The 22447-nt window shown below is 34.1% G+C and carries 17 protein-coding genes; 10 read left to right on the forward strand and 7 right to left on the reverse strand.

The genetic code is table 11. From position 1 onward, the window contains the following. The first annotated feature begins 33 nt into the window (after positions 1-33). The 3 genes from IRZ78_RS07615 (at position 34) to IRZ78_RS07625 (ending at position 5002) form a co-directional block, all read left to right on the forward strand. Positions 34-2400: a TonB-dependent receptor gene (locus IRZ78_RS07615; protein WP_194615957.1), complete on the forward strand. Its 2367-nt coding sequence runs from the start codon at positions 34-36 to the stop codon at positions 2398-2400. A gap of 75 nt (positions 2401-2475) precedes the next feature. Further along, entirely contained in the window at positions 2476-3714 is a 1239-nt protein-coding gene (locus tag IRZ78_RS07620; RefSeq protein ID WP_194615958.1) for a DUF4374 domain-containing protein, read from the forward strand. A gap of 121 nt (positions 3715-3835) precedes the next feature. Next, positions 3836-5002 (forward strand): PepSY-associated TM helix domain-containing protein, encoded by a 1167-nt coding sequence (locus tag IRZ78_RS07625; protein WP_194615959.1) that lies wholly within the window; start codon positions 3836-3838, stop codon positions 5000-5002. Between the two features lie 386 nt (positions 5003-5388). Here IRZ78_RS07625 and IRZ78_RS07630 read toward each other — a convergent pair whose 3' ends face one another. Further along, complete coding sequence (locus IRZ78_RS07630) at positions 5389-7512, reverse strand: TonB-dependent receptor (RefSeq protein ID WP_194615960.1); 2124 nt, start codon at positions 7510-7512, stop codon at positions 5389-5391. 499 nt (positions 7513-8011) lie between these two features. Beyond that, positions 8012-8908 carry a gliding motility-associated ABC transporter ATP-binding subunit GldA gene (gldA, locus tag IRZ78_RS07635; RefSeq protein WP_194615961.1) on the reverse strand — a complete coding sequence of 299 codons (897 nt, stop codon included), beginning with the start codon at positions 8906-8908 and terminating at the stop codon, positions 8012-8014. A gap of 147 nt (positions 8909-9055) precedes the next feature. On the opposite strand from gldA, the gene IRZ78_RS07640 reads away from it, so the two are divergent. After that, complete coding sequence (locus IRZ78_RS07640; protein ID WP_194615962.1) at positions 9056-9637, forward strand: outer membrane beta-barrel protein; 582 nt, start codon at positions 9056-9058, stop codon at positions 9635-9637. 325 nt (positions 9638-9962) lie between these two features. Here the strand turns inward: IRZ78_RS07640 and IRZ78_RS07645 are convergent, their stop codons facing one another. Continuing rightward, positions 9963-10112: a hypothetical protein gene (locus tag IRZ78_RS07645; RefSeq protein WP_194615963.1), complete on the reverse strand. Its 150-nt coding sequence runs from the start codon at positions 10110-10112 to the stop codon at positions 9963-9965. A gap of 140 nt (positions 10113-10252) precedes the next feature. On the opposite strand from IRZ78_RS07645, the gene IRZ78_RS07650 reads away from it, so the two are divergent. The 4 genes from IRZ78_RS07650 to IRZ78_RS07665 all read left to right on the forward strand — a co-directional run bounded on the left by IRZ78_RS07650 (position 10253) and on the right by IRZ78_RS07665 (position 16344). After that, positions 10253-11434 carry an OFA family MFS transporter gene (locus IRZ78_RS07650; RefSeq protein WP_194615964.1) on the forward strand — a complete coding sequence of 394 codons (1182 nt, stop codon included), beginning with the start codon at positions 10253-10255 and terminating at the stop codon, positions 11432-11434. A gap of 108 nt (positions 11435-11542) precedes the next feature. After that, on the forward strand, positions 11543-13777 hold the full coding sequence (pflB, locus tag IRZ78_RS07655; protein WP_194615965.1) for a formate C-acetyltransferase: 2235 nt from the start codon (positions 11543-11545) through the stop codon (positions 13775-13777). Positions 13778-14075: 298 nt separating this feature from the next. Then, entirely contained in the window at positions 14076-14858 is a 783-nt protein-coding gene (gene pflA, locus IRZ78_RS07660) for a pyruvate formate-lyase-activating protein (RefSeq protein ID WP_194615966.1), read from the forward strand. 139 nt (positions 14859-14997) lie between these two features. Further along, on the forward strand, positions 14998-16344 hold the full coding sequence (locus IRZ78_RS07665) for a deoxyguanosinetriphosphate triphosphohydrolase (RefSeq protein WP_194615967.1): 1347 nt from the start codon (positions 14998-15000) through the stop codon (positions 16342-16344). A gap of 88 nt (positions 16345-16432) precedes the next feature. Here IRZ78_RS07665 and IRZ78_RS07670 read toward each other — a convergent pair whose 3' ends face one another. The 4 genes from IRZ78_RS07670 to IRZ78_RS07685 are packed head-to-tail and all read right to left on the reverse strand — an operon-like array spanning position 16433 to position 21070. Then, positions 16433-17434, reverse strand: coding sequence for a DUF3078 domain-containing protein (locus tag IRZ78_RS07670; RefSeq protein WP_194615968.1), 1002 nt, complete (start codon positions 17432-17434; stop codon positions 16433-16435). Positions 17435-17465: 31 nt separating this feature from the next. Then, complete coding sequence (locus IRZ78_RS07675; RefSeq protein ID WP_194615969.1) at positions 17466-19253, reverse strand: 1-deoxy-D-xylulose-5-phosphate synthase; 1788 nt, start codon at positions 19251-19253, stop codon at positions 17466-17468. 36 nt (positions 19254-19289) lie between these two features. Beyond that, complete coding sequence (locus IRZ78_RS07680) at positions 19290-20180, reverse strand: hypothetical protein (RefSeq protein ID WP_194615970.1); 891 nt, start codon at positions 20178-20180, stop codon at positions 19290-19292. Positions 20181-20236: 56 nt separating this feature from the next. Further along, positions 20237-21070 carry an energy transducer TonB gene (locus IRZ78_RS07685; RefSeq protein WP_194615971.1) on the reverse strand — a complete coding sequence of 278 codons (834 nt, stop codon included), beginning with the start codon at positions 21068-21070 and terminating at the stop codon, positions 20237-20239. A 60-nt stretch (positions 21071-21130) separates the two neighbouring features. On the opposite strand from IRZ78_RS07685, the gene IRZ78_RS07690 reads away from it, so the two are divergent. Both IRZ78_RS07690 and IRZ78_RS07695 read left to right on the forward strand, forming a co-directional pair. Further along, complete coding sequence (locus IRZ78_RS07690) at positions 21131-21574, forward strand: nucleoside deaminase (protein WP_173969762.1); 444 nt, start codon at positions 21131-21133, stop codon at positions 21572-21574. Positions 21575-21586: 12 nt separating this feature from the next. After that, entirely contained in the window at positions 21587-22219 is a 633-nt protein-coding gene (locus IRZ78_RS07695) for a hypothetical protein (protein WP_194615972.1), read from the forward strand. Positions 22220-22447: the final 228 nt, after the last annotated feature.

Below are 22447 nucleotides of genomic sequence, written 5' to 3' on the forward strand. Positions count from 1 at the left end.
AATTTTGTGCCAAATTAATTTCAACTTTAAGTAATGCAAATAAGTAAAATATTTTCCTTAGCCTTGATTCTCTTAACTTCAATTCAGGGTTTCTCACAAAGCAAAAAAGTAATTTTAAACGGAATCATTTTAGAAAATACTGGTAAACCTGCTGAAGGTGTTTCCGTAGCATTAAAAGGAACAGATTATTCCACTTTAACAAATGAAAAAGGAGAATATGAAATAGCTGCAGAACCAGGAAATTATGTGTTATCTGTTAGTTCAGTAGGATTTAAACCTAAACAAACAAAGATTAATCTGCAATCAGACCAAACGGTGCCAAATATTACGATTCAGGAAGATATGGCAGCTTTAGATGAAGTTCAGGTAAAAGGAAAATCAAAAGTGCAGCGCGTTAAAGAAGAGGCATTTAATATTACAGCTGTTGATTTAAAACAGTTGTATAATACTTCTGCTGATTTGAATCAGGTTTTAAATAGAACAACTGGTGTTAGGGTTAGAGAAACAGGAGGAATGGGATCTGCTTTCAATTTTTCATTAAATGGATTTTCAGGAGATCAGGTTAAGTTTTTTATGGATGGGATTCCGTTGGATAATTATGGACCATCATTTACATTGAACAATATTCCAACTAATATGGCAGAAAGAATTGACGTCTATAAGGGAGTTGTACCAATTGAATTAGGAGGAGATGCTTTAGGTGGTGCTGTTAATATTGTTACTAATAAAAGTGTTAGGAGATATATTGATGCTTCTTATAGTTATGGATCTTTCAATACCCATAAGGCTGCAGTAAATACACGTTTTACAAGTAAAAACGGCTTTGTAACCAATATTAATGCATTCCTTAATTATTCTGACAATAGTTATAAGGTTGAGGCTCAGGTTCCTGATCCTGTTTCTGGGCTTTTTGGTCCGTTAGAGAAACTTAAACATTTTCATGATGGTTATAAACAAGCAACTGTTATAGCAGAAGTTGGAGTAAAAGATAAAAAATATGCAGATTATTTATTAGTAGGCGTTACAGGAAGTGCCAATAAAAAACAAATACAACAAGGGCCAACTATGTTTAGAGTCGTAGGTGATGCTTTTGAAGATAGTCAGAATTTTGTGTCTTCGTTAAAATATAAGAAATCAAATTTATTTACTAAAGGCTTAACAGCAACTTGGGCTGCGTCTTATAATATTGCAGAAGAACGTAAAGTAGATACTTCGTCGAGAAGATTTACCTGGCGAGGAGTACGAACTGACGTTCCTGCTTACAGTTCTGCAGGTGAGATTAATACAGTTAAAACTTTAATGGTATATGATGTAAAATCTCTTCAAAGTAATGCTAATCTTAAATATGAACTAAATGAAAATAATTCATTTGCTTTAAATTACACTTATGTTGGTTATAAACGAACTGAAGACAATGAATATATAACTACAGACAAGCCAACAAAACCATTTTTAAATAAAAATATCTTAGGTTTTTCATATAGCTTATCAGCACTTGAAAAAAGGCTGTCTTTCACCGCTTTTGGAAAAATGCTCGATTTAAAAGGGGAAGTTATAACAAATCCAGGTACAACTTCAGAGCAAAAAGTAAATCCTTCTTTTAACAATTTTGGTTATGGTACTGCTGCTGCTTATTTCTTAATTCCTGAGGAGTTTCAGGTTAAAGCATCTTTCGAGCATGCTTATAGAATGCCATCAGCTCTTCAATTATTGGGAGATGGACTTAGAGTAAGTCCAAGTCCGAATCTTCAGCCTGAATCTAGTGATAACTTTAATTTTGGACTTTCTTATAAAAAAGCTTTTACAGTTCATTCTTTCGGAGTAGAAGGAAATTTCATTTACAGAAGAGCGAATGATTTTATCCAGGACAGGCAAGATCAAAGTAACCCATCAAAAAGTAAAGCAGTTAACTTTAAAAATATACAGGTAAGCGGATTTGACGGAGTTGTTCATTATGGTTATAAAGATTGGTTGGTTTTTGATATTAATGCAACTTACCAAAAGACTCTAAATAAAGATGCAACTGTTTCACCTGGAACTAATCAAATTAATTATTTATACAATAAGCAATTAGCAAATGTTCCTATTTTTTACGGAAATGCAAATGTTGGATTTAACTTCAAGAAAATCAAATTCGATGATGACTTTCTTACGATTAACTTATTGACTAATTATTCAAGCAGTTATTATCTGAGAAACCCAAATCTTGGTGAGACAGGTAAAAAAGAAATTCCAGAGCAACTTTTTTACTCTGCGTCTATTGCTTATTCACTTAAAAACGGTCGCTATAATATTGCAGTAGAATGCTTTGATATAACAGACGTAAAACTATATGACTATTTTAATGTACAAAAACCTGGAAGGTCGTTTACATTGAAACTTCGTTATTTCTTTATGTAATAAAAAATAAAAATAATATCTCATTCAAAAATCTATGCTTCTAAGGCAGATGATAATTAACTAAATTAAAGTAATATGAAAACAATTAAAATTAAAAATCTATTAGCTCTTGTGCTGATGTCGGGTACTATATTTTCTTGTAGTAGTGATGATTCTCCTTCAGATGATACAATTCCGGGAAGTAAATATGTAATAGGATATCAAACAGATACCTGGAATGAAAATTATATGTGGAGTTTTAATTCGCTAGACGAGTTAATGACAGGGACAATTGATATGAATGGAAAAGGAATTGAGCAAGGTGGTTCATATATTCCTATTGCAAATACAATGTTTGCATTAGATAGTGAAGCAGAAGGTGCAGCTCCCTTTTCTTTAAATGCAACAGGTCAATTAGTAGCCGGAAGTCGTGTTTTTATTGAGTCTCCATATGCTTACGGTGTTACAGATGACAATAAACTATTAATAGTTGGTGCTTCATGGGAAGGTACATCTACAGATAATGAACTAATTGTTTACGATCCGGTAAAACAATTTATTACAAGTCGTAAATTTAATAATTTTGCTACATCTACTGGACGTTTTGACTTCCCAACGGGAGTAACAGTAGTGGGAGATAAAGTATTTGTGTCTGTTTTCAACAGAGATGCAAGTGATGACTGGGATATCGATCAAACGAATGCTTATGTAAGAGTTTACGATTATCCATCATTAAACTTTGTAAAAAGAATTGCAGACCCACGTACGACAGCAGTTGGAATGTATTATACAAATACAGGTATTATTCGTACTGATTCTGGTAACGTATATACTTTTTCATCAAATGCATTATCAGCTGGTTATGATGTAAACACTGAGGCACATTCTGGGATTTTACGTATCAACAAAGGTCAGACAGATTTTGATGCTTCTTATTTCTTCGATATTCAGGCAAGTTCACTTAACGGTAAAGTAGTTGCCGCTTATCCTATTGGAGGAGAAAAAGCTTATATCATTTATATACCTACAGCAGATGATACAATTTCATGGGGATTCTTAAGACATTATTCATTTAAATTTAAATCAGCAATCATAGACTTACCATCTAAAAAAATTACTCCGGTTACAGGATTACCTGGACATGCTGGTGATAACTATTTTGGAGTTGGAAGTTTATTCTACGAAGATGGTTTTGCTTACAAAGCTTTTGTAACTAATGATGAGGTTCGTGTTTATAAAATCAATCTTGAAACAGGTGCTGCTACAGCTGGTGCAAAAGTAACTGGTGGAGGAACAGATATTTCTGCTATAACGAAGCTATCGCCAAAACAATAATTACACTTTTTTTAGTAAATAACCATATAATCATTGCTTTGAGAGTGCTGATTATATGGTTTTTATATATATAAACTTTTTTCACGTATTGTCTGACGTAAAATAAATAAAAATTAAAACCATGACTGTTATCAAAAAACAGAATCTTAAACCGCCCAATAAAGGAAAATCACGTTTTAGTAAAATCAATGCGTGGCTGCATTTATGGCTTGGGCTAGCGTCAGGAATAATCGTATTTATTATGGGAATTACGGGTTGTATTTTGGTTTTCGAACAGGAAATCAAAGCACTAACATCGCCATATTTAAATGTAGAAGCGCAAGGCCCTGAGAAATTATTACCGCCTTCAAAAATATACGCTGCAGTTCATAAAGCATTGCCTAATAAAGAAATTCATGGCGTTTGGTATAATGGTTTAGATAAATCAATTAAGGTCGATATCGAATCGGATTCATTGATTTATGTAAATCCGTATAACGGTAAAATTACCGGAATGGTACATCATGAAGATTTCTTTCATTTTATGGATGAAGGACATCGTAATCTTTGGTTAGAGCGCGAAATTGGTTCTCAAATAACAGCTTGGGCAACGGTTATTTTCTTCTTTTTGCTTATAAGCGGACTGATACTTTGGTTTCCGAAAAAATGGAATAAAACAACCCGAAACGCTAGTTTTAAAATAAAATGGGACGCTAAATTCAAACGCCTTAATTATGATTTGCATAATGTTATGGGATTTTATACCCTGATTTTGGCCGTGCTTATTGCTTTTACAGGACTGTTGATGAGTTTTCATTGGTTACGGGAAAGTACCTATTGGATAGCCGGAGGATGGGCTGATGATAAGGATAAGAAAGAACAAGTTGTTGCAGTAAAAAAAGATACTTTATCGCAACAGCAATTAGATAAATTGGCTGGAGCGGATTTTATCTGGAAGAAAGTAAGAACAGAAATTGCGAAGGAAAATAAAGAAGCCGTTATCATTCATTTTCCGGATGAACCTAAAGATGATTTTTATGCCTGCACCGATATGAATAAAGGAGTCTGGAGAGATTTATATTTTGATTCGAAAACATTAGAGTTACTTCCAAGTTCGCAGGACTACATTGGCGATGCCCGTTTTTCAAAATGGTTAATGCGATCCAATTATAGTCTTCACATTGGCGCCATAGGAGGTATCCCAACCAAGATTGTCTATTTTTTGGGTAGTTTGATATGCGCCAGTTTACCTGTTACCGGATTTTATATCTGGTGGGGAAGAAAGAAAAAACAAAAGCCCAAAGCGTAATTCGCTTTAATTTTATTTAATTTTTTGTTGGTTAGTAATTAAAGTCTTTTGGTAGAAGTAAAATTCGTCAAAAGACTTTTTTGTTTAAGAACTAGAGAAAAGTATCAATCCAATATTAGTTATTCCGGTAAATGATTTCTATTTTGTCAGACTGAAAGGAGAAGTCGAAGTCCCGCAAAGTAATTCAGTATATGAGGACTTCGACTTCGCTCAGTTTAAACCAGTAAAATAAAACCAGCGTAAATTCGTTTAAATCTGTATCATCCGCGGCCGTTCATCACTACCATTTGTGGTAAGTGTATTAAAACAGAAAGAGCCCGCTAACTACAACAGGCTCTATTCCATCAAAAAAATAAAAACAAGGGGGAAACTAAAGATTCAAAATATTATATTCTATAGGTAAAGGCTATTGTTGCAATGCGATTATCCAGGTCATATCTTTTATTGATGCTCGTTTGCGCTATAACCGAATTGATGTGGAAATTATTGGTATTAAAAATGTCAGTAACATTAAGTTTGATATTGCCTTTTTTGGCAAGAACTTGTTTCGAAATTCCTATGCTAAAATCAAAGAAAGAATCTCTTTCATAAATACCAAGATTCGATTTTGACTGATATTGTGCGTTGGCTTCGGCTTTCCAGCTTTCTGTAATGGTAAATGAGTTTTGAACGCTTAAATTCAATGTAACAATTGGGTCTATTTTATCAGTATTTACCACATTGCCCATAAATTTATTTTCGAAAATATTAAAAAGCGTATTTACAGACCACCATTTATAAATTTCGGCTGTATTGGTAATATTGGCTCCATAATTATAAGACTTGTCAACATTAATTTGAGAGGTTACCGTTGTGTTATTGGCCGGATTGTAGACATAAACTTCGGTAAAAACATCTTTGGTTTTACTAAAGTATAATGAAGCCATAAAGGCACTTTTCCAGGAATAACCAATTTCTGCAGAATGCGTGATTTCAGGAACAAGATTCGGATTTCCCTGAGAGTAATTAAACGAATCATCGTAAAAACGAAACGGATTCAAATCGAACTGACTTGGTCTGTTGATTCTTTTACTGTAAGAGGAATGTATAGAATGATTGCTGCTCAGTTCATATTTCATAGAAACACTCGGGAACCATTTTAAATAATCGTCTTTATGCTCTTCATTCAACGTTTTTTGTAAAATGTTTATCGCAGTATATTCAGTACGTAAACCACCTTGAATATTCAATTTTTCCATTTGATACTTAAAGTTGGCATAAGCCGCATAAATTTGTTCTTTATATTCAAAATGATTGGTCGAATTAAGATCTACAATCCATTGATTGTTGTCATTGTATTCGTAAAGCGACGGATTATTGTTGTTTTTTATACTGGCTTTAAATCCCCATTCGATAGATTGTTTTTCCTTCAGCGGATTTGTAAAATCCACTTTTCCGGTAAAAACCTTCAATTGTGACGGAATAAAACCTCTTCGGTCATTAATGTTATTGGTTTTCAAAGGATCTATATTTGTAGCGCTCTGAAACTGATTCGATCTGAATTTTGAAGTTTCATATTCAAAATCAAAAGACATATTTTTTCCTTCGGTATTAAATTTATGGACTCCGGAGAATGCATATGTATAATCATTCCATTTCTCTTTGCTGTCATTAGAGGTCGAAGCATCAAATTGCACCTGATCCATAGCATTAAGCAAGGTGTTTCTTCCATTGGCGATGTTTTCGTAGCGGCCCAATTTAGCATCAACATATACTTCTAAATTCGTTTTAGGAGAAACTTCATAAGTTGTTCCTATTTTAAAATTGTTTGATGTCAGCGGTTCATCAGTCGTTGAGGTCTGATGATTTTTTGTCGAAATGGTCTGGCGGGTAGCATCAGTATATTGATTTTGGTCAAACTCTTTACGTTCTTCTTCACCTCTAAAAGTATAGCTGTAGTTTCCGTAAACACCAAATTTTTCTTTATTGTAGCTTAAGTTTGCACCAGAATTGGTTCTGTTTTTTCTACCTCTTCCGTAATTGGTAAAAACAGTTCCTTTAAGTCCGCCTGCATTCGGTTTTTTTAAAATGATATTAATGATTCCGGCTTTTCCGGTGGCGTCATATTTAGAGGAAGGATTCGTAATAACTTCAATTTGTTTGATGTTGGATGAGGTGGTCGATTTTAAATAATTGGCCAGTTCCTTTTGCGAAAGCTGTGTTAATTTGCCATTGATCATTACGCCAACCCCTTGTTGTCCGCGAATCGATAATTCGCCATCCTGAGACACGACAACACCCGGAGCACGCGATAAAACATCTAATGCAGTTCCGCCTTCAGAAACAATACTGTTTTCGACATTAAAAACCAGTCGATCGGATTTTTGGGTATATAGAACTTTCTTTTTTGTAATTACAATTTCATCTAATGCATTGATAGAAGTTTCGACAATACTGTCGGTTTCTTTTTCAGTCTGCGAGTAACCGTAGACCGAAAATGCAAGCATAATAGATGTTATAATATTCTTCATGATATTTGGATTTGATTTTTTTGGGAGTAAGGCTTTTAATGCGATTTTTGATTTGTCGGGAGGAAGACTTATCGTTTAAGAAGAAATGCTTATTCTAAAAACGATTTGTTCTAATTTATCAGAAAGTATTTTTAGAAGTTGTAAAAAATACTTAGAAAGTTTCGAAAAATAAGATGAAATAAAACTGAGTACGGAGAACATTTGAGTGGTATTTTGAAGTTTCAATGCCCAAATATAACACTATTTATAACAAGTCTAAATAAAAATAGTTAAAATTTGCACATGAGATCATAACGAATTGATAATTAGTTCTTCGCGATTTATTAAAAATTGATAAACTGTAGTCTAAAAAACAAATTTTGATAATAAAGCCAATAAAAATAAGGTAGGTTGTAGAAAAGTAAGATCAGAAAGAATGGCAAAAAAAAGCCAATTATTTCTATAATAGAAACAATTGGCTTCATCTGTAAACTGTAAAATGAGACTGTAAACGGAAACGCTACTTAGTAATTTCTCTAAAAACAGCCTCCAGGTTTTTATTTTTCTGGTTGAGTTGTAATGTTTTTAAACCATTTTCGTTGGCGAAATCAAAAATAGCAGGGCGCATATCTTTTTCGGCAACAAAAGTAAGTTCCCAGGTCATATCATGAATGTTTTTGTATGAAGTAATATTTTCGAGTCTGGCCAAAAGCTGTTCTTCGATCTGATAGTCAAATTCTACTTCGATAACCTGTTCTTTATTCTCAGATACTAAATGATCTAATTTTTTATCGGCAACAATTTGTCCTTTGTCAATAATTATGACACGGTCGCAAATAGCTTCGACTTCCTGCATAATGTGAGTCGATAAAAAAACCGTTTTATCTTTCCCAACATTTTTAATTACGTTACGAATTTCCATTAACTGATTCGGGTCCAGACCAGTAGTAGGTTCATCCAGAATCAAAACATCAGGATTGTGCAATAAAGCATTCGCAAGTCCCACACGCTGGCGGTATCCTTTAGACAGCTGCCCTATTTTTTTATGACTTTCCGGTGTCAGTCCTGTCAGTTGAATTACTTCTTCTATTCTTGATTTTGGAACTTGATAAACATCGGCATTAAAAGCCAAATACTCACGAACATACAAATCCAGATACAACGGATTATGTTCCGGTAAGTAGCCAATCGAACGTTGAACTGACTTTGCGCTCGTCATGACATCATGACCATTTACAAGGGCTGAACCGCCATCGGCAAGTAAATAAGTAGTCAAAATTTTCATTAAAGTAGATTTTCCTGCTCCGTTTGGACCAAGAAATCCGACGATTTCTCCTTTTTGAATAGAAAACGAAATTGAGTTTAATGCTTTTTGAGTTCCGTAACTTTTTGATATGTTGTTTACTTCTATCGACATGACTTTTTATTTGCTACAAAAGTAAACAGAAATACGATCGATTGCTACGATTTTGTCTTTTAAAGAAATCATAAAAAAAACTTAAAGGCCAACAGCAACGGCATCGTTATTGCTAAAGCAGTAGTAATTAAAAAAAAATAATTTATAATGAAAAAAATTTTACTTATTCTGGCTTTAGCTATGTTTAGCTTTGCAAATGCACAAAAAGGAACAATCTTAGTTGGTGGAAACATCGATTACTCTTCTGAAAAATCAGAATATCGATTTAGCGAAGACAAAGTTAACAGCTTTACTTTTTCTCCTAGAGTAGGTTACCAATTTAATGACAACTGGACAGTTGGGGGTGAATTAACAGCTGGATCTGCAAAACGTGAAATAGCAGGAGATGAAACTAAAATTAATGTTTTTAAGTTAGGTGCTTTTTTACGTTATTCTGTGCCATTGAATCAAACATTTTCTGTATTTGCTGATTTAGGAGCTGGTTTTCAAAATCAAAAAAGTAAAGATTATGAAAATGGAAATCTTGTTAATAAAGATAAAGCTGATGGAATGTACGTTGGTGTTACTCCAGCTCTTTTTATTAATATGAAAAAAGGTTTTGGTTTAAACTTTAGTATTGGTGGTTTAGGTTACGAAACATTAAGTTTTGATAATAACGGTGCTGATTATAGTAAATTCTACTTAAACTTTGGTAAAACAGCAAGTATCGGGATTTCAAAAAATTTCTAATTTTTAGAAATATATTTCAATTTCGAAAAAGCATCAGCTATAGCTGATGCTTTTTTTTTGTTTGAAAGTATAACATCTTTTGAAAATTAAATTTTCTCATTTAGCCCCGATAGAAACGGTATCCTGTTGTGGCGGGGTTCGCCATAACAGATATAGTGGAGAGCGGGACAAAAGGTGTTTTTGAAAACTGAAACTTTCTGCTTCAAAAAAAGCTAAACGCAAAAATGCCAACAAAAGTGAAGTCGGAAGAATTCATAACTACAAGAATTCCGAATCCACCAGTTGGCACTAAAAAACAAAAATATTTCTAATAAAAATGATTAATTCACAGAGCTTCAACAGCGGCTCTCATTTCCTGAGCAGCGGCAACCATTTCGATCAAAGCTTTTTTGGTTTCATCCCAGTGACGGGTTTTTAGAGCACAATCAGGAAAAACGAACAGTATTTTTGTAATGGGAGAGATCAAAAACAGCACAGCATTAGAGTTTTAGGGATGTTTTTATATAACGTTTTCGTAAATTTATTGGCTGTTTTTGGCCGAAACACGATAAAAATCACCTTTTCTACAAGTTTCGACTTCTAAATTTGTAAGACGCATATTAAATGTATCGTCTTATGATAAAAATAAATAAATGGATAATTGCATCAGCAGGAATGTTATTGCAATTGTCAATAGGTTCTATTTACGCTTATAGCGTCTGGATTAATCCTATTCATGAATTGAATGGCTGGGATGCACATCAATTAAAACTATCTTTTAGTTTAGCCATTTGTTTTTTAGGACTTACAGCTGCTTTTATGCAAAAGTTTGTTCAAAAAATTGGTCCTAAAAAAGTCGGATTGCTTGCTGCATTATTTTTTGGTGTAGGATTAATAGGCAGCGGATTTGCTATTGCAAAACAATCATTGTCTTTGTTTTATTTGTTTTATGGCGTAATAAGCGGCATTGGTTTAGGTTTCGGTTATATCACACCCATTTCGGTTGTTGTAAAATGGTTTCCTGAAAAACCCGGATTTGCAGGAGGACTTGTTATTATGTCGTTTGCTGCGGGCTCGATATTAGCTTCGCGCATTATTTTACCACTAACAGAATCAATTGGGGTTTCACAAAGTTTTTATCTGCTGGGATTGGTTTATTTCTCAATAATGGTTTTAGCCTCATTGTGTCTTTCGCTTCCTTTTTCTGCTACTTCTATAGAGGACGATTTAAAAAGTAATTCTCCTATTCCTTTAAAAGAATTATTAACCGATGTTCGTTTTTACAGTCTTTGGTTCATGTTATTTTTAAATACTACCTGTGGCATTGCCTTAATCTCTATTGCAGCACCAATGGCAAAAGATATCATTCATATTGATGATCGACAAGCTATCAATTTTGTTGGTTTCATTGGTTTTTTCAACGGATTTGGCAGGTTGTTTTGGTCTAGTATATCTGATAAAATTGGCCGATGGTCTACTTTTTTTGCGTTTTTTACGATTGGTGCCTGTTGTTTTCTTGTGCTAAGTCAGACGAATACGCCAATTGTATTCCAGCTTATGGTATTTGTTATTATAAGTTGTTACGGAGGGGCTTTTGCTGCCATGCCTGCTTTTGTTAAAGATGTTTACGGGCCTTATAAAATGAGTTCACCGTTTGGTTTTATATTAATCGCCTGGTCTGCTGCGGCTTTTGTTGGTCCGGGATTAATTTCGTTAACTAAAAATTATACGGTTATCTTTTATTTGTTTGCAGGGATTTTAAGTCTTACTGCAATAATGTGTTTCTTGGTGAAGCCAAAGCTTGTTTGTCGAAAATAATTGCGATTTTTATAAAAATAAGCTCTGTTTATGATTATTGTCATGGTTTTTTGGCTAAAAAGTGTCGAAATTTGATCATATAATTAATGCAATTAAATTATTTGAGTTATGAAAGCAAATGTCGAAAAAAAGGTATTTACACCCGGAAAGTGGGGAGCATCAGTGAACGTTCAGGATTTTGTATTAAAAAACATTACGCCTTATGAAGGAGATTCATCTTTTTTATCCGGACCATCAGTAAAAACTACCAATTTATGGAATATCTGTAAGGAAGCTTTATTAAAAGAACGAGCAAGTAACGGATGTCTGGCAATAGATGTAGAAACGATATCAACTATAAATGGATTTAAGCCCGGCTATATTAAAAAAGAAGACGAAGTTGTTGTTGGTCTGCAAACAGATCAGCTGTTAAAGAGAGCAATGAAGCCTTTTGGAGGAATTAAGCTGGTAGAATCTGCTGTAAAAGAGAGAGGACTAAAAGTGTCTGATCGTGTCATCGATATTTTTAACTATGCTAAAAATCATAACGAAAAAGTTTTTGATGCATATGATAAAGAAATCAGAGATTATCGTTCTAAACATATCTTAACAGGTCTGCCTGATAACTATGCCCGCGGACGAATTATTGGGGACTTCCGTCGTATGGCTTTGTATGGAGTGAATCAGCTTATCGCTTTTAAAAAAGAGGATCATAGTAAAGTTGGCGGCGAAATGACAGAACATAAAGTTCGTTTACGTGAAGAGATTTCTGCTCAGATTAGTGCCCTGCAAGACATGCTTGTAATGGCAGCAGATTATGGTTTTGATATTTCTCTTCCTGCACAAAATGCAAAAGAAGCAGTACAATGGGTTTATTTTGCTTATTTAGCTGCGGTTAAAGAACAAGATGGAGCTGCAATGTCATTAGGAAACGTATCATCATTCCTTGATATTTATATACAAAGAGATCTGGAAGAAGGATCAATTACCGAATTTGAAGCACAGGAATTAGTAGATCAGTTTGTAATGAAATTGAGAATGGTACGCCATTTAAGACCTGGTGCTTATGATGAAATATTTGGTGGAGACCCAACATGGGTAACAGAATGTATTGGAGGTATGTTTAATGACGGAAGAACGAAAGTAACCAAAACATCATTCAGATTCCTTCAGACATTATATAATTTGGGAGCATCACCGGAACCAAACTTAACAGTTTTATGGTCAGATGATCTTCCGCAAGGATTTAAAGATTTCTGTGCACAAGTGTCAATTGATACATCATCAATTCAATATGAAAATGATGATTTAATGAGACCTAACAGAGGTTCTGATGATTACGGAATTGCTTGTTGTGTATCGCATCAGGAAATTGGTAAATCTATTCAGCACTTTGGAGCACGTGCCAACTTGCCTAAAGCATTATTAATTGCTTTAAACGGAGGTAGAGAAGAACGTGGCGGAGCATTAGTAATGAAAGATATTCCGTTTATTCATGACGAAGTATTAGATTATAATGTAGTAAGTAACGTGTTTAAACGTACGCTGAAAGAAGTAGCCAGGGTATATGCTAAGTCTATGTATATTATTCACTATATGCATGATAAGTATTATTATGAAAGAGCACAAATGGCGGTGATTGATTCTGATCCGCATGTTGATATCGCTTATGGTGCAGCAGGAATTTCTATTATTGCCGATTCATTATCGGCAATAAAATATGCGAAAGTAAGACCAGTAAGAAATGAAAACGGAATTACAGTAGATTTTAATATCGAAGGTGATTATCCTAAGTTTGGAAATGATGATGACAGAGTAGACTCTATTGCTCAGGAAATTACAGCTTTCTTTATCAAAGAACTTAGAAAACATACCGCATATAAAAATGCAACACCAACTCTTTCATTATTGACGATTACATCGAATGTAATGTACGGAACCAATACAGGAGCAACTCCTGACGGACGTAAAGATGGTGAGTCTTTTGCACCGGGAGCAAACCCAATGCACGGACGTGATTCTAGTGGAGCAATTGCTTCATTAAATTCTGTAGCAAAACTGGATTATAATGATGCACAAGATGGTATTTCTAACACGTTTTCAATGATTCCGAAATCACTAGGAGATACCAGAGAAGAACAAGTAACCAATTTAGTGAATGTAATAGATGGTTATTTTGCACAAATGGCACATCATTTAAATGTGAACGTATTAAACCGCGAAACCCTTCAAGATGCTTATAATCATCCTGAAAATCATCCACAATTGACCATAAGAGTTTCGGGTTATGCTGTTAATTTCGTGAGATTATCAAGAGCGCATCAGCTTGAAGTTATAGCACGTACTTTTCACGAAGCAATGTAAAAACAGGCCAGGCGTGAATCAGAGATAGGTTGGCTAAAATTAGCCAGCCTATTTTTTATTTTATTATTAACTTGTTGGGTGTAATTAATAAAAAAATTAAACACATAGAAACATAGATTTTATAGGCAAAAGAAGGAGACAAAAAGAAACTCATTTCTTTCACATAGATAGTCCCGAAGCTTCGGGATGTATTTCAAATAAGTGAAACGCCTTTTTAAGTATAGAAAAGCTATGTTTCTATGTGTTAAAATAATTACTCCCAATTCGTTATTATCGTTTTAATTTCATTCAAACAACTATGTATTTTCAATTACAAGATATTGAAGCCGCTAAATTAAACATTGATGATCCTGATCATTTAAGAATACATTCCCTTGAAACCTTTGGTACTCATGATGGTCCCGGTATTCGAATGGTGGTATTTGCGCAGGGATGTCAGTTCAGGTGTTTGTATTGCCAGAATCCTGATACACTCGATGTAAAAGGAGGTTCTTTGGTCGAAATAGAAGAATTAGTAAAAAGAGCTGTTCGCCAGAAAAGCTATTTTGGAAAAACCGGAGGAGTTACAGTTTCCGGAGGAGAACCTTTACTTCAAAGAAACAAATTACTGCACTTTTTTAAATTACTGCACGAACAGGGAATCAATACTTGCCTTGATACCAACGGAAGACTAAATAATCATCAGGCACAGGAACTTTTTGATAATACGGATCTTTTGTTATTGGATGTAAAACATATTAATGACGAGATACACCACAAATTAACTGGTTTGACCAATAAAAATACATTGCAGGTTGCTGCCTATAGAGAATCTACCGGAAAACCAATGTGGTTAAGATATGTTTTAGTTCCCGGCTGGACAGACCAGCCACAATATCTGGAAGAATGGGGACAGCATTTTACCAATTATAAAACTGTTGAACGTGTAGAGATTATTCCGTTTCATCAGCTCGGATCTCAAAAATGGGAATTGCTTAATATGCCCTATGCGCTTAAAGATACTCCAGCGCCAACAGCAGAAAGTAAAGCAGAAGCATTCGCGATTTTTAGTAAATATTTCAAAAACGTCATACTCAAATAGAAAGTTGCGTATAGCCTGAATACACAGGAGGTTTATCTTTTAAATAGTATATTTTGTTGAATGAAATCCTAAATAAAACGTATTTTTGACGCTTAGATGAGAAATCTACAATCTACAATCTGAAATCTAAAATACAAAAATGAACTGGGAAGAACTTTTATCACTCAAACGCCAAGGCGATACTAGCAAGAGATTACGTGTAGAACAAGACGATACCCGACTGGGCTTTGAGGTTGATTATGACAGGATTATCTTTTCGGCTGCGTTTCGATCACTGCAGGATAAAACACAGGTTATTCCGCTTTCTAAAACAGATTTTGTACATACGAGACTTACGCATAGTTTAGAAGTTTCGGTTGTAGGACGTTCGTTAGGACGTTTGGTGGGAAAGAAAATCATCGAAAAATATCCTCACTTAAAAGAAATTCACGGTTATCATATGAATGATTTTGGTGCTATTGTAGCTGCGGCTTCTTTGGCACACGATATTGGGAATCCTCCTTTTGGACATTCTGGTGAAAAAGCCATTGGAGAGTATTTTTCGATAGGAAATGGTCTAAAATACAAAGATCAGTTAACAGCCAAACAATGGCAGGATTTAATTGATTTTGAAGGAAATGCAAACGGATTTTCGGTTCTTACAGCTAGTCGTCCGGGAATCGAAGGCGGACTTAGAATTTCATATGCCACTTTAGGTGCTTTTATGAAATATCCAAAAGAGAGTTTGCCTAAAAAGCCAACAAATGATATCGCAGATAAAAAATACGGTTTTTTCCAGACTGATAAAGTATTCTTTGAAGAAGTAGCAAAAGATATGGGAATGATTGCCAATAAATCAGGAGATGATATTGGTTTTGAAAGACATCCTTTGGCGTATTTGGTTGAGGCGGCAGATGATATTTGTTACACCATTATCGATTTTGAAGACGGAATAAATTTAGGATTGGTATCTGAAGATTATGCTTTAGAATATTTAATCAAACTCGTAAAAGACAATATTGGAGTTGCGAAGTACAAGACTTTAACCACCAAAGAAGATAGAATTAGTTATTTGCGAGCTCTTGCAATAGGAACATTAATCAACGATGCAGTAAATGTTTTTATCGAAAATGAAGAAGCCATTCTGGCCGGAAAATTCCCTTTTGCCTTAACAGATAAAAGTAAATACAAAGCGCAGATGAATGATATTATCAATTTAAGCGTTGATAAAATTTATCAGAGCCGAGAGGTTATAGAAAAAGAAATTGTAGGCTATCAAATCATCCAGACTTTATTGGATAAATTTATAACGGCCTTTAATAATAAATACGAAGGAACGGCATCCAACTACGATAAATTAATTTTGAAAATGTTGCCTGAAAAGCATCAATTAGAGAAAGAGAATTTATACGAGCGTTTATTGCATATTTGTCATTATGTCTCACTTTTAACAGATGGAAACGCTCTGGAATTATTCGAAACCATTAACGGAAGAAAAAAGAATTAAACAATCTTCTCCTTTTTGATTGTAAAAAAAAACACCCGATAGAAATTTGTTTCTATCGGGTGTTTTTTTGCTTAATAGCGATACTATTTTATTGAAAAGCGTATACTAAACCTACGCCTAAAACCTGTCTTAATTGCGCTCTCGGCCCGTCATTGACCTGAGAAGTAGATCCTGTAGTAGGGTCAACAACATCTTTCTTGGTTTTGATATCATCATCATAAACCAAATGAATACCAATATTTGCTTTTACATAAGCATTTACAACAAGATCTAAACGAGTATCATAATCTACGTCTACATTTCCAAATTTGTTCAAATAATCAGTGTATAAGCTTAATCTGTTCTCGTAGAAAATGTTTTTGAAAATTTCGTTTTTCATGTATGCAGTTAGTAAAATACCAAATTCGGCTTTTACTTTTTGTCCGTTTTCAATTATAATTTGAGAATTAGGATCCATAGGATCAGGAGCATAAACGGCTTTTTTAACACCAAAAGATCCCTGGTTGGCCAAATCCTGATCTAAAACCAAAGTAGTTTTTAACGTAATAGGAGAGAAGTAAAACGTTCTGTTTTTCTTTTTATTTGAGTTTTCAGCTCCAGCTCCCAAAAATACATAGGCTGGTGCAAAAGGTTTCGAAATAGCAATATCTCTGTTTGGGTAATTATATCCGTTTGTAAATTGCGTATTGAAATTAAATTTAGCCGAGTAATACCAATTCGAAATCGTGTCTTTTCTGAATCCATAAGTAGAATTCAGCATCACGGCATCATCAGTCTTTCTTAATTCAGTACCGTCTTGTTTGTTTAAACCATACTTTATGATAAGTTCGTTCGCCCATTTATGATTTCCTTTGATGTAAGTTCTTCCAAATTCTCCTTTAAATAAACCAGAGATCGAACTTGTTCCCCCTGCACTCCAGTTTACAAAAGCAATTTCGGAGATGTCAAATCCTAATTGATTTTTTTTAGTCCAGTTAGAAGGTGGCGGAGGCAGCTGATTAGGAGCTAAAGTCGTTTGTATGATTTGAGCAAAGTTATGTGAGGTACACAAAAGCAATAAAAGCAAAAGGGTAGAACGCAATAATTTCATTAGAATTTTAGTTTTTAATAGTGCAAAATAATTATTTTGTGCCGTTTGAAAAAAGATTTACCAAACTTTTAACGTCTATTTTGCATAATTGTTGTAATTGGTTTGCAGTTCCGTGCTCAATAAACTGGTCAGGAACACCTAAAATTTCTATTTTATTTTTGAAATTATGTGCTGCGGCAAACTCTAAAACGGCGCTTCCAAAACCTCCATTTACAGTCCCTTCTTCAATGGTTATAATCCTGTCGAAAGTATTGAAAATACTATTCAATAAATTGATGTCTAGTGGTTTGATGAAAGGAAAGTCATAGTGTGCAATTGTCTCGGAATTGTCACATTCATTAATTGCTAAAGTGACATTATTTCCAATTGTTCCTGTAGATAAAACGGCCGTTTTTGTTCCGGTTTTTAATTGACTAGCCTGTCCTATAATTGTTTTTTGATAATGTCCGAAATTTTCTACTTCCCAATTTGGTAAGACGCCACGACCTCTCGGATATCGAATTGCAATAGGATGATTTAATCCTAATTGGGCAGTATATAAAATGTTTTGCAGCGCAACTTCGTTGCTTGGAGCATAGATAATCATATTAGGGATAGCGCGTAAATAAGCAATATCAAAAACACCGTGGTGCGTAGCTCCATCTTCGCCAACCAAACCTGCACGATCGATACAAAAAATAACCGGTAAGTTTTGTAACGCCACATCGTGAATAACCTGATCGTAAGCGCGTTGTAAAAAAGTAGAATATATGGTACAATAGACAATCATACCCTGTGTGGTCATTCCGGCAGCGAGTGTTACAGCATGTTGTTCAGCAATTCCTACATCAAAAGCACGTTCGGGAATTTCATCCATCATGAACTTTAAAGAACTACCAGATGGCATTGCAGGTGTAATTCCGATGATTTTTTCGTTCTTTTTGGCTAAATCCAAAATGGTCAATCCAAAAACATCCTGATATTTAGGAGGTAAATTTTCTTCAGATTTTAAGATGATTTCTCCAGTTGAAGCATCAAACTTTCCGGGTGCATGATATTTTACCTGATTTTCTTCAGCTTGTTGCAGGCCTTTTCCTTTTGTGGTTACAATATGCAGAAATTTTGGACCCGTTATATTTTTTAATCGTTTTAATTCTTTTATTAAAGTCGGAATATCATGCCCGTCAATTGGTCCGGAATAATCGAAGTTAAGAGACTTGATCATGTTGTTCTTCTTCGGGTTCTTTCCTTCTTTTACAGCAGTAAGATATTTTTTGAGAGCACCAACGCTTGGGTCGATTCCGATAGCATTATCATTTAGAATAACCAGTAAATTGGCATCTGTAACTCCTGCGTGATTTAAACCTTCAAAAGCCATTCCGGATGCAATAGAAGCATCACCAATTACTGCAATATGCTGTTTTTCGAAATCTCCTTTCAATTGAGACGCAATTGCCATTCCGAGTGCAGCAGAAATAGAAGTAGAGGAATGCCCAACGCCAAAAGTATCGTAAATACTTTCGCTTCTTTTAGGAAAACCTGAAATCCCGTCGATTTGCCTGTTGGTATGAAAGATTTCCCTTCTTTCGGTCAAAATTTTATGTCCGTAAGCCTGATGTCCAACATCCCAAACTAATTGATCTTCGGGTGTGTTAAAAACATAATGTAAAGCAATTGTGAGTTCAATAACACCAAGACTAGCGCCTAGATGTCCTTCTTTTACAGAAACAACATCAATGATAAATTGACGCAATTCCTGTGCAATTTGAGGAAGTTGCGCTTCGGTTAATAAGCGTAAATCAGTTGGATTGTATATGCTGGAAAGTAAGTTGCTTTTCATTGTAAGGTAAAAAGCAAATTTACGGTTTTAAATTTATTAGTGAGAAGTTTCAGAAGTGTCTTTTTCAAATGCTATTGGCATACTATATTTTGTTCTTGTTTTTTTGCCATTTTGTGTGCCTGCTACCCAATTAGGTAATGTTTTTAAAGCACGTGTTATTTCGGTTTTTATTTTTGGGTCTGTATTTTCTGAAAAATCAAAAGTTGAAAGTGAGCCATCTTTTTCTATCACAAACGAAACTATAATTCGATTTCTTAAATTTTCAGTTTCCTCCGGTTGTTTAAATTCGTTTATAAATAATTGATAAAAATTATCAACTCCATTAGGGAAGATTGGCGTTGTTTCAATTGCCGCTCCCATAAAGTAAGTTTCATTCTCTACTATAGAATCTTTAGCTACTTTATTTTTATCTTTTCTTTTTGATAAAGATTCTTCATAAGTAATCTCTGTGCAATTTGTACGTACTGGTTTTACAAGTTTTGCATTTTTAATTCTGGCTTTTCCCTTCACAAATTTAACCTGATCTATTTTTGGAGGAGGTGGAGGAGGTAAAAGAGGGGCGTTTGAATTACTAATTTTTGTATCACCAACAGAAATATGTTCTGTTGTAGGATCATTTTGAATAATCTCTACTTTGTCTATCTTTTTCTTATTTCCATCTTTATCAGCACAGCTAAATAAAGTCGTTCCCATAGCAATAAACAATGCTAATAAAAACATTTTGTGATAATGCGTTTGACTATAAAGAACACGACTTGGGATTTGAATTGTTATCGTATCTAATTGAGATTTTTTAAATCTTCCGCAAACATTGGTATTTTGATTTTGAATGAAAAAATGCTGAACTTCATCTGGTAACATAGTTGTAAAGTCCACAACCGTTTTAGAACAACTCAGGCAAAAACGACCATTTTCGTTTGGAGTCATTTTGTTCCAGTCTTCATGGCAAGGTTCAGGAATTGTTATTTTGTAGCTATTGTTCATCATTTAATTGTAATTGGTAAAACGTAAGTTGATCGAACGATTTTGTCTTTTAGTTTTCCAGGAACCCAGTTTGGCGTCGTTTTTAAAACTCTAATGGCTTCTTCTCCTATTTCTTTCGGTGTATTTTTAGTAATGTTGAAATTACTCAGGCTACCATCTTTTTCAATCACAAATATAATAGAGTATTTACCTTTAAATCCTTTCTCTGTTTTTGGAATAATATAATTTTTGGTAAAAAAATCAAGAAAATTTTCCATTCCTTTTTCCGGAACGGGTAAAATATCTAGATCAGTTGAATTATAAATAATGTCATAGTTGAAACTTCCTGTTTCAATAGGATTAACAGGAAGCAACATTCCGACTGTAAATCCACTACTTGTTTTTTTTGTTTTTTCTTTTTTAGATTCGATCTGATGGCCATAACACCAGGAAGTTGTTTCGCTTTCCTCTTGATTTTGCCCTTTATTATCTACAATTTCTATTTTACCAATTCTATTTTTGTTTCCCTCTTTATCCTGACAACTAAACAGGGTAGTTCCCATAGCAATGAATAAAGCTAGCAAAAACATTTTAGTATAATTCGTTTGTGTATATAAAACGCGACTTGGAATTTGAATGGTAATGGTTTCTAATTGCGAATTTTTAAATCTTCCGCAAATATTGGTATTTTGATTTTGAATAAAAAAATGCTGAACTTCTTCAGGAAGCATGGTAGTAAAATCAATAACTGTTTTAGAGCAGTTCATGCAAAAACGACCATTATCTTTCGGAGTCATTGCGTCCCAACTTTCATTGCAAGGTTCAGGAATTGTTAATTTAAAATTTTGCTCCATATTTAAATTTCAAAATCTAAATATAATAAAAATAAAGTCTAAAGTTCTATTTTTGCAATTATGATAAATCCCTTCACCGACGAATATTTTATGAAAAAAGCTTTGCAGGAAGCTGAAATAGCTTTTGAGAAAGGCGAAATTCCTGTTGGTGCTATTATTGTTGTGGCTGATAGAGTAATTGCAAGCAGTCATAATTTAACCGAATTGCTTAATGATGTTACGGCTCATGCCGAAATGCAGTCGATAACTGCTGCCGCAAACTTTTTAGGCGGAAAATATTTGAAAGATTGTACTTTGTATGTTACCCTCGAACCTTGCCAAATGTGTGCAGGAGCTTTGTATTGGAGTCAGATTTCGAAAATTGTTTTTGGTGCCCGTGATGAACAACGCGGTTTTATAACTATGGGAACAAAACTACATCCTAAAACTACCGTGGTTTCCGGAGTTATGGCCAATGAAGCGGCAGATCTTATGAAAAGGTTTTTTATTGAAAGACGTAAATAATAGCTAATCATCATGACGGATTTCTCTATAATAAAAAAGCTTTTTGGTATAACTGAATCTAATGGTTTTACCGGAAACGAAATTCAGGTTGTAAAGGATGTATTTGGAGATCTTCCAAAAGTATTTAAAGATTATTATACTGAATTGGGTAAAATTCAAAACCTGAATCATACGCAGGATTTATTAATTATACCAGAGCGCTTTCAATATTACAAACATGACGATTATTTGATATTTTATTCTGAAAATCAAAGAGCTTGCGTTTGGGGAATTCACAAAGATGATTTGTCGAAATCTGATCCGCCGGTGTACATGAGTGAGGATCAAAAAATATGGAACCTGGAAACAGAAAACTTAACCGATTTTTTTACTGCAATGGCTTTTCTTCAGGCGGGTTTTGCATTAGATTTTCCATGTAATACATTTTATGAATTAGAACCTCATGAGCTCGATTTTATAACTGAAAATTTCGATAACAAAGATGTTTCTTTTAGACAATGGCTAGATGGAATAAATTTCTATGGTAATTACGATGATGATGTGATTGTAATTATGGCTGGCAACCAATTGTTTTATGCTTCAAATTCAGAAACTCATTTTCTTGAAATGGATAAAGTTTTATCGAAGCTGGGAACAGAGCTTTAAATACTCTTATGAAAACAAATGCGCTGGCCCAGATGGAGCGGCATCCTTTTTCTTGCTTCTTTAGCAAGGAAAAGATATAGTTGAGATATAGTGGACAGCTGGAAATAGCTCCTTATAAAACTAAATTACCTTTTTCTGTTTAAGAATTTAAATAATTAGCTTCGGTGGAATTTTCCTCTTAAATTATTTAGAAAAATAATCTATATTTACTACAACATAATTGGCAAA

It is taken from the genome of Flavobacterium sp. CSZ, from assembly GCF_015350725.1.
In the GTDB taxonomy this organism is placed as follows: Bacteria; Bacteroidota; Bacteroidia; order Flavobacteriales; family Flavobacteriaceae; genus Flavobacterium.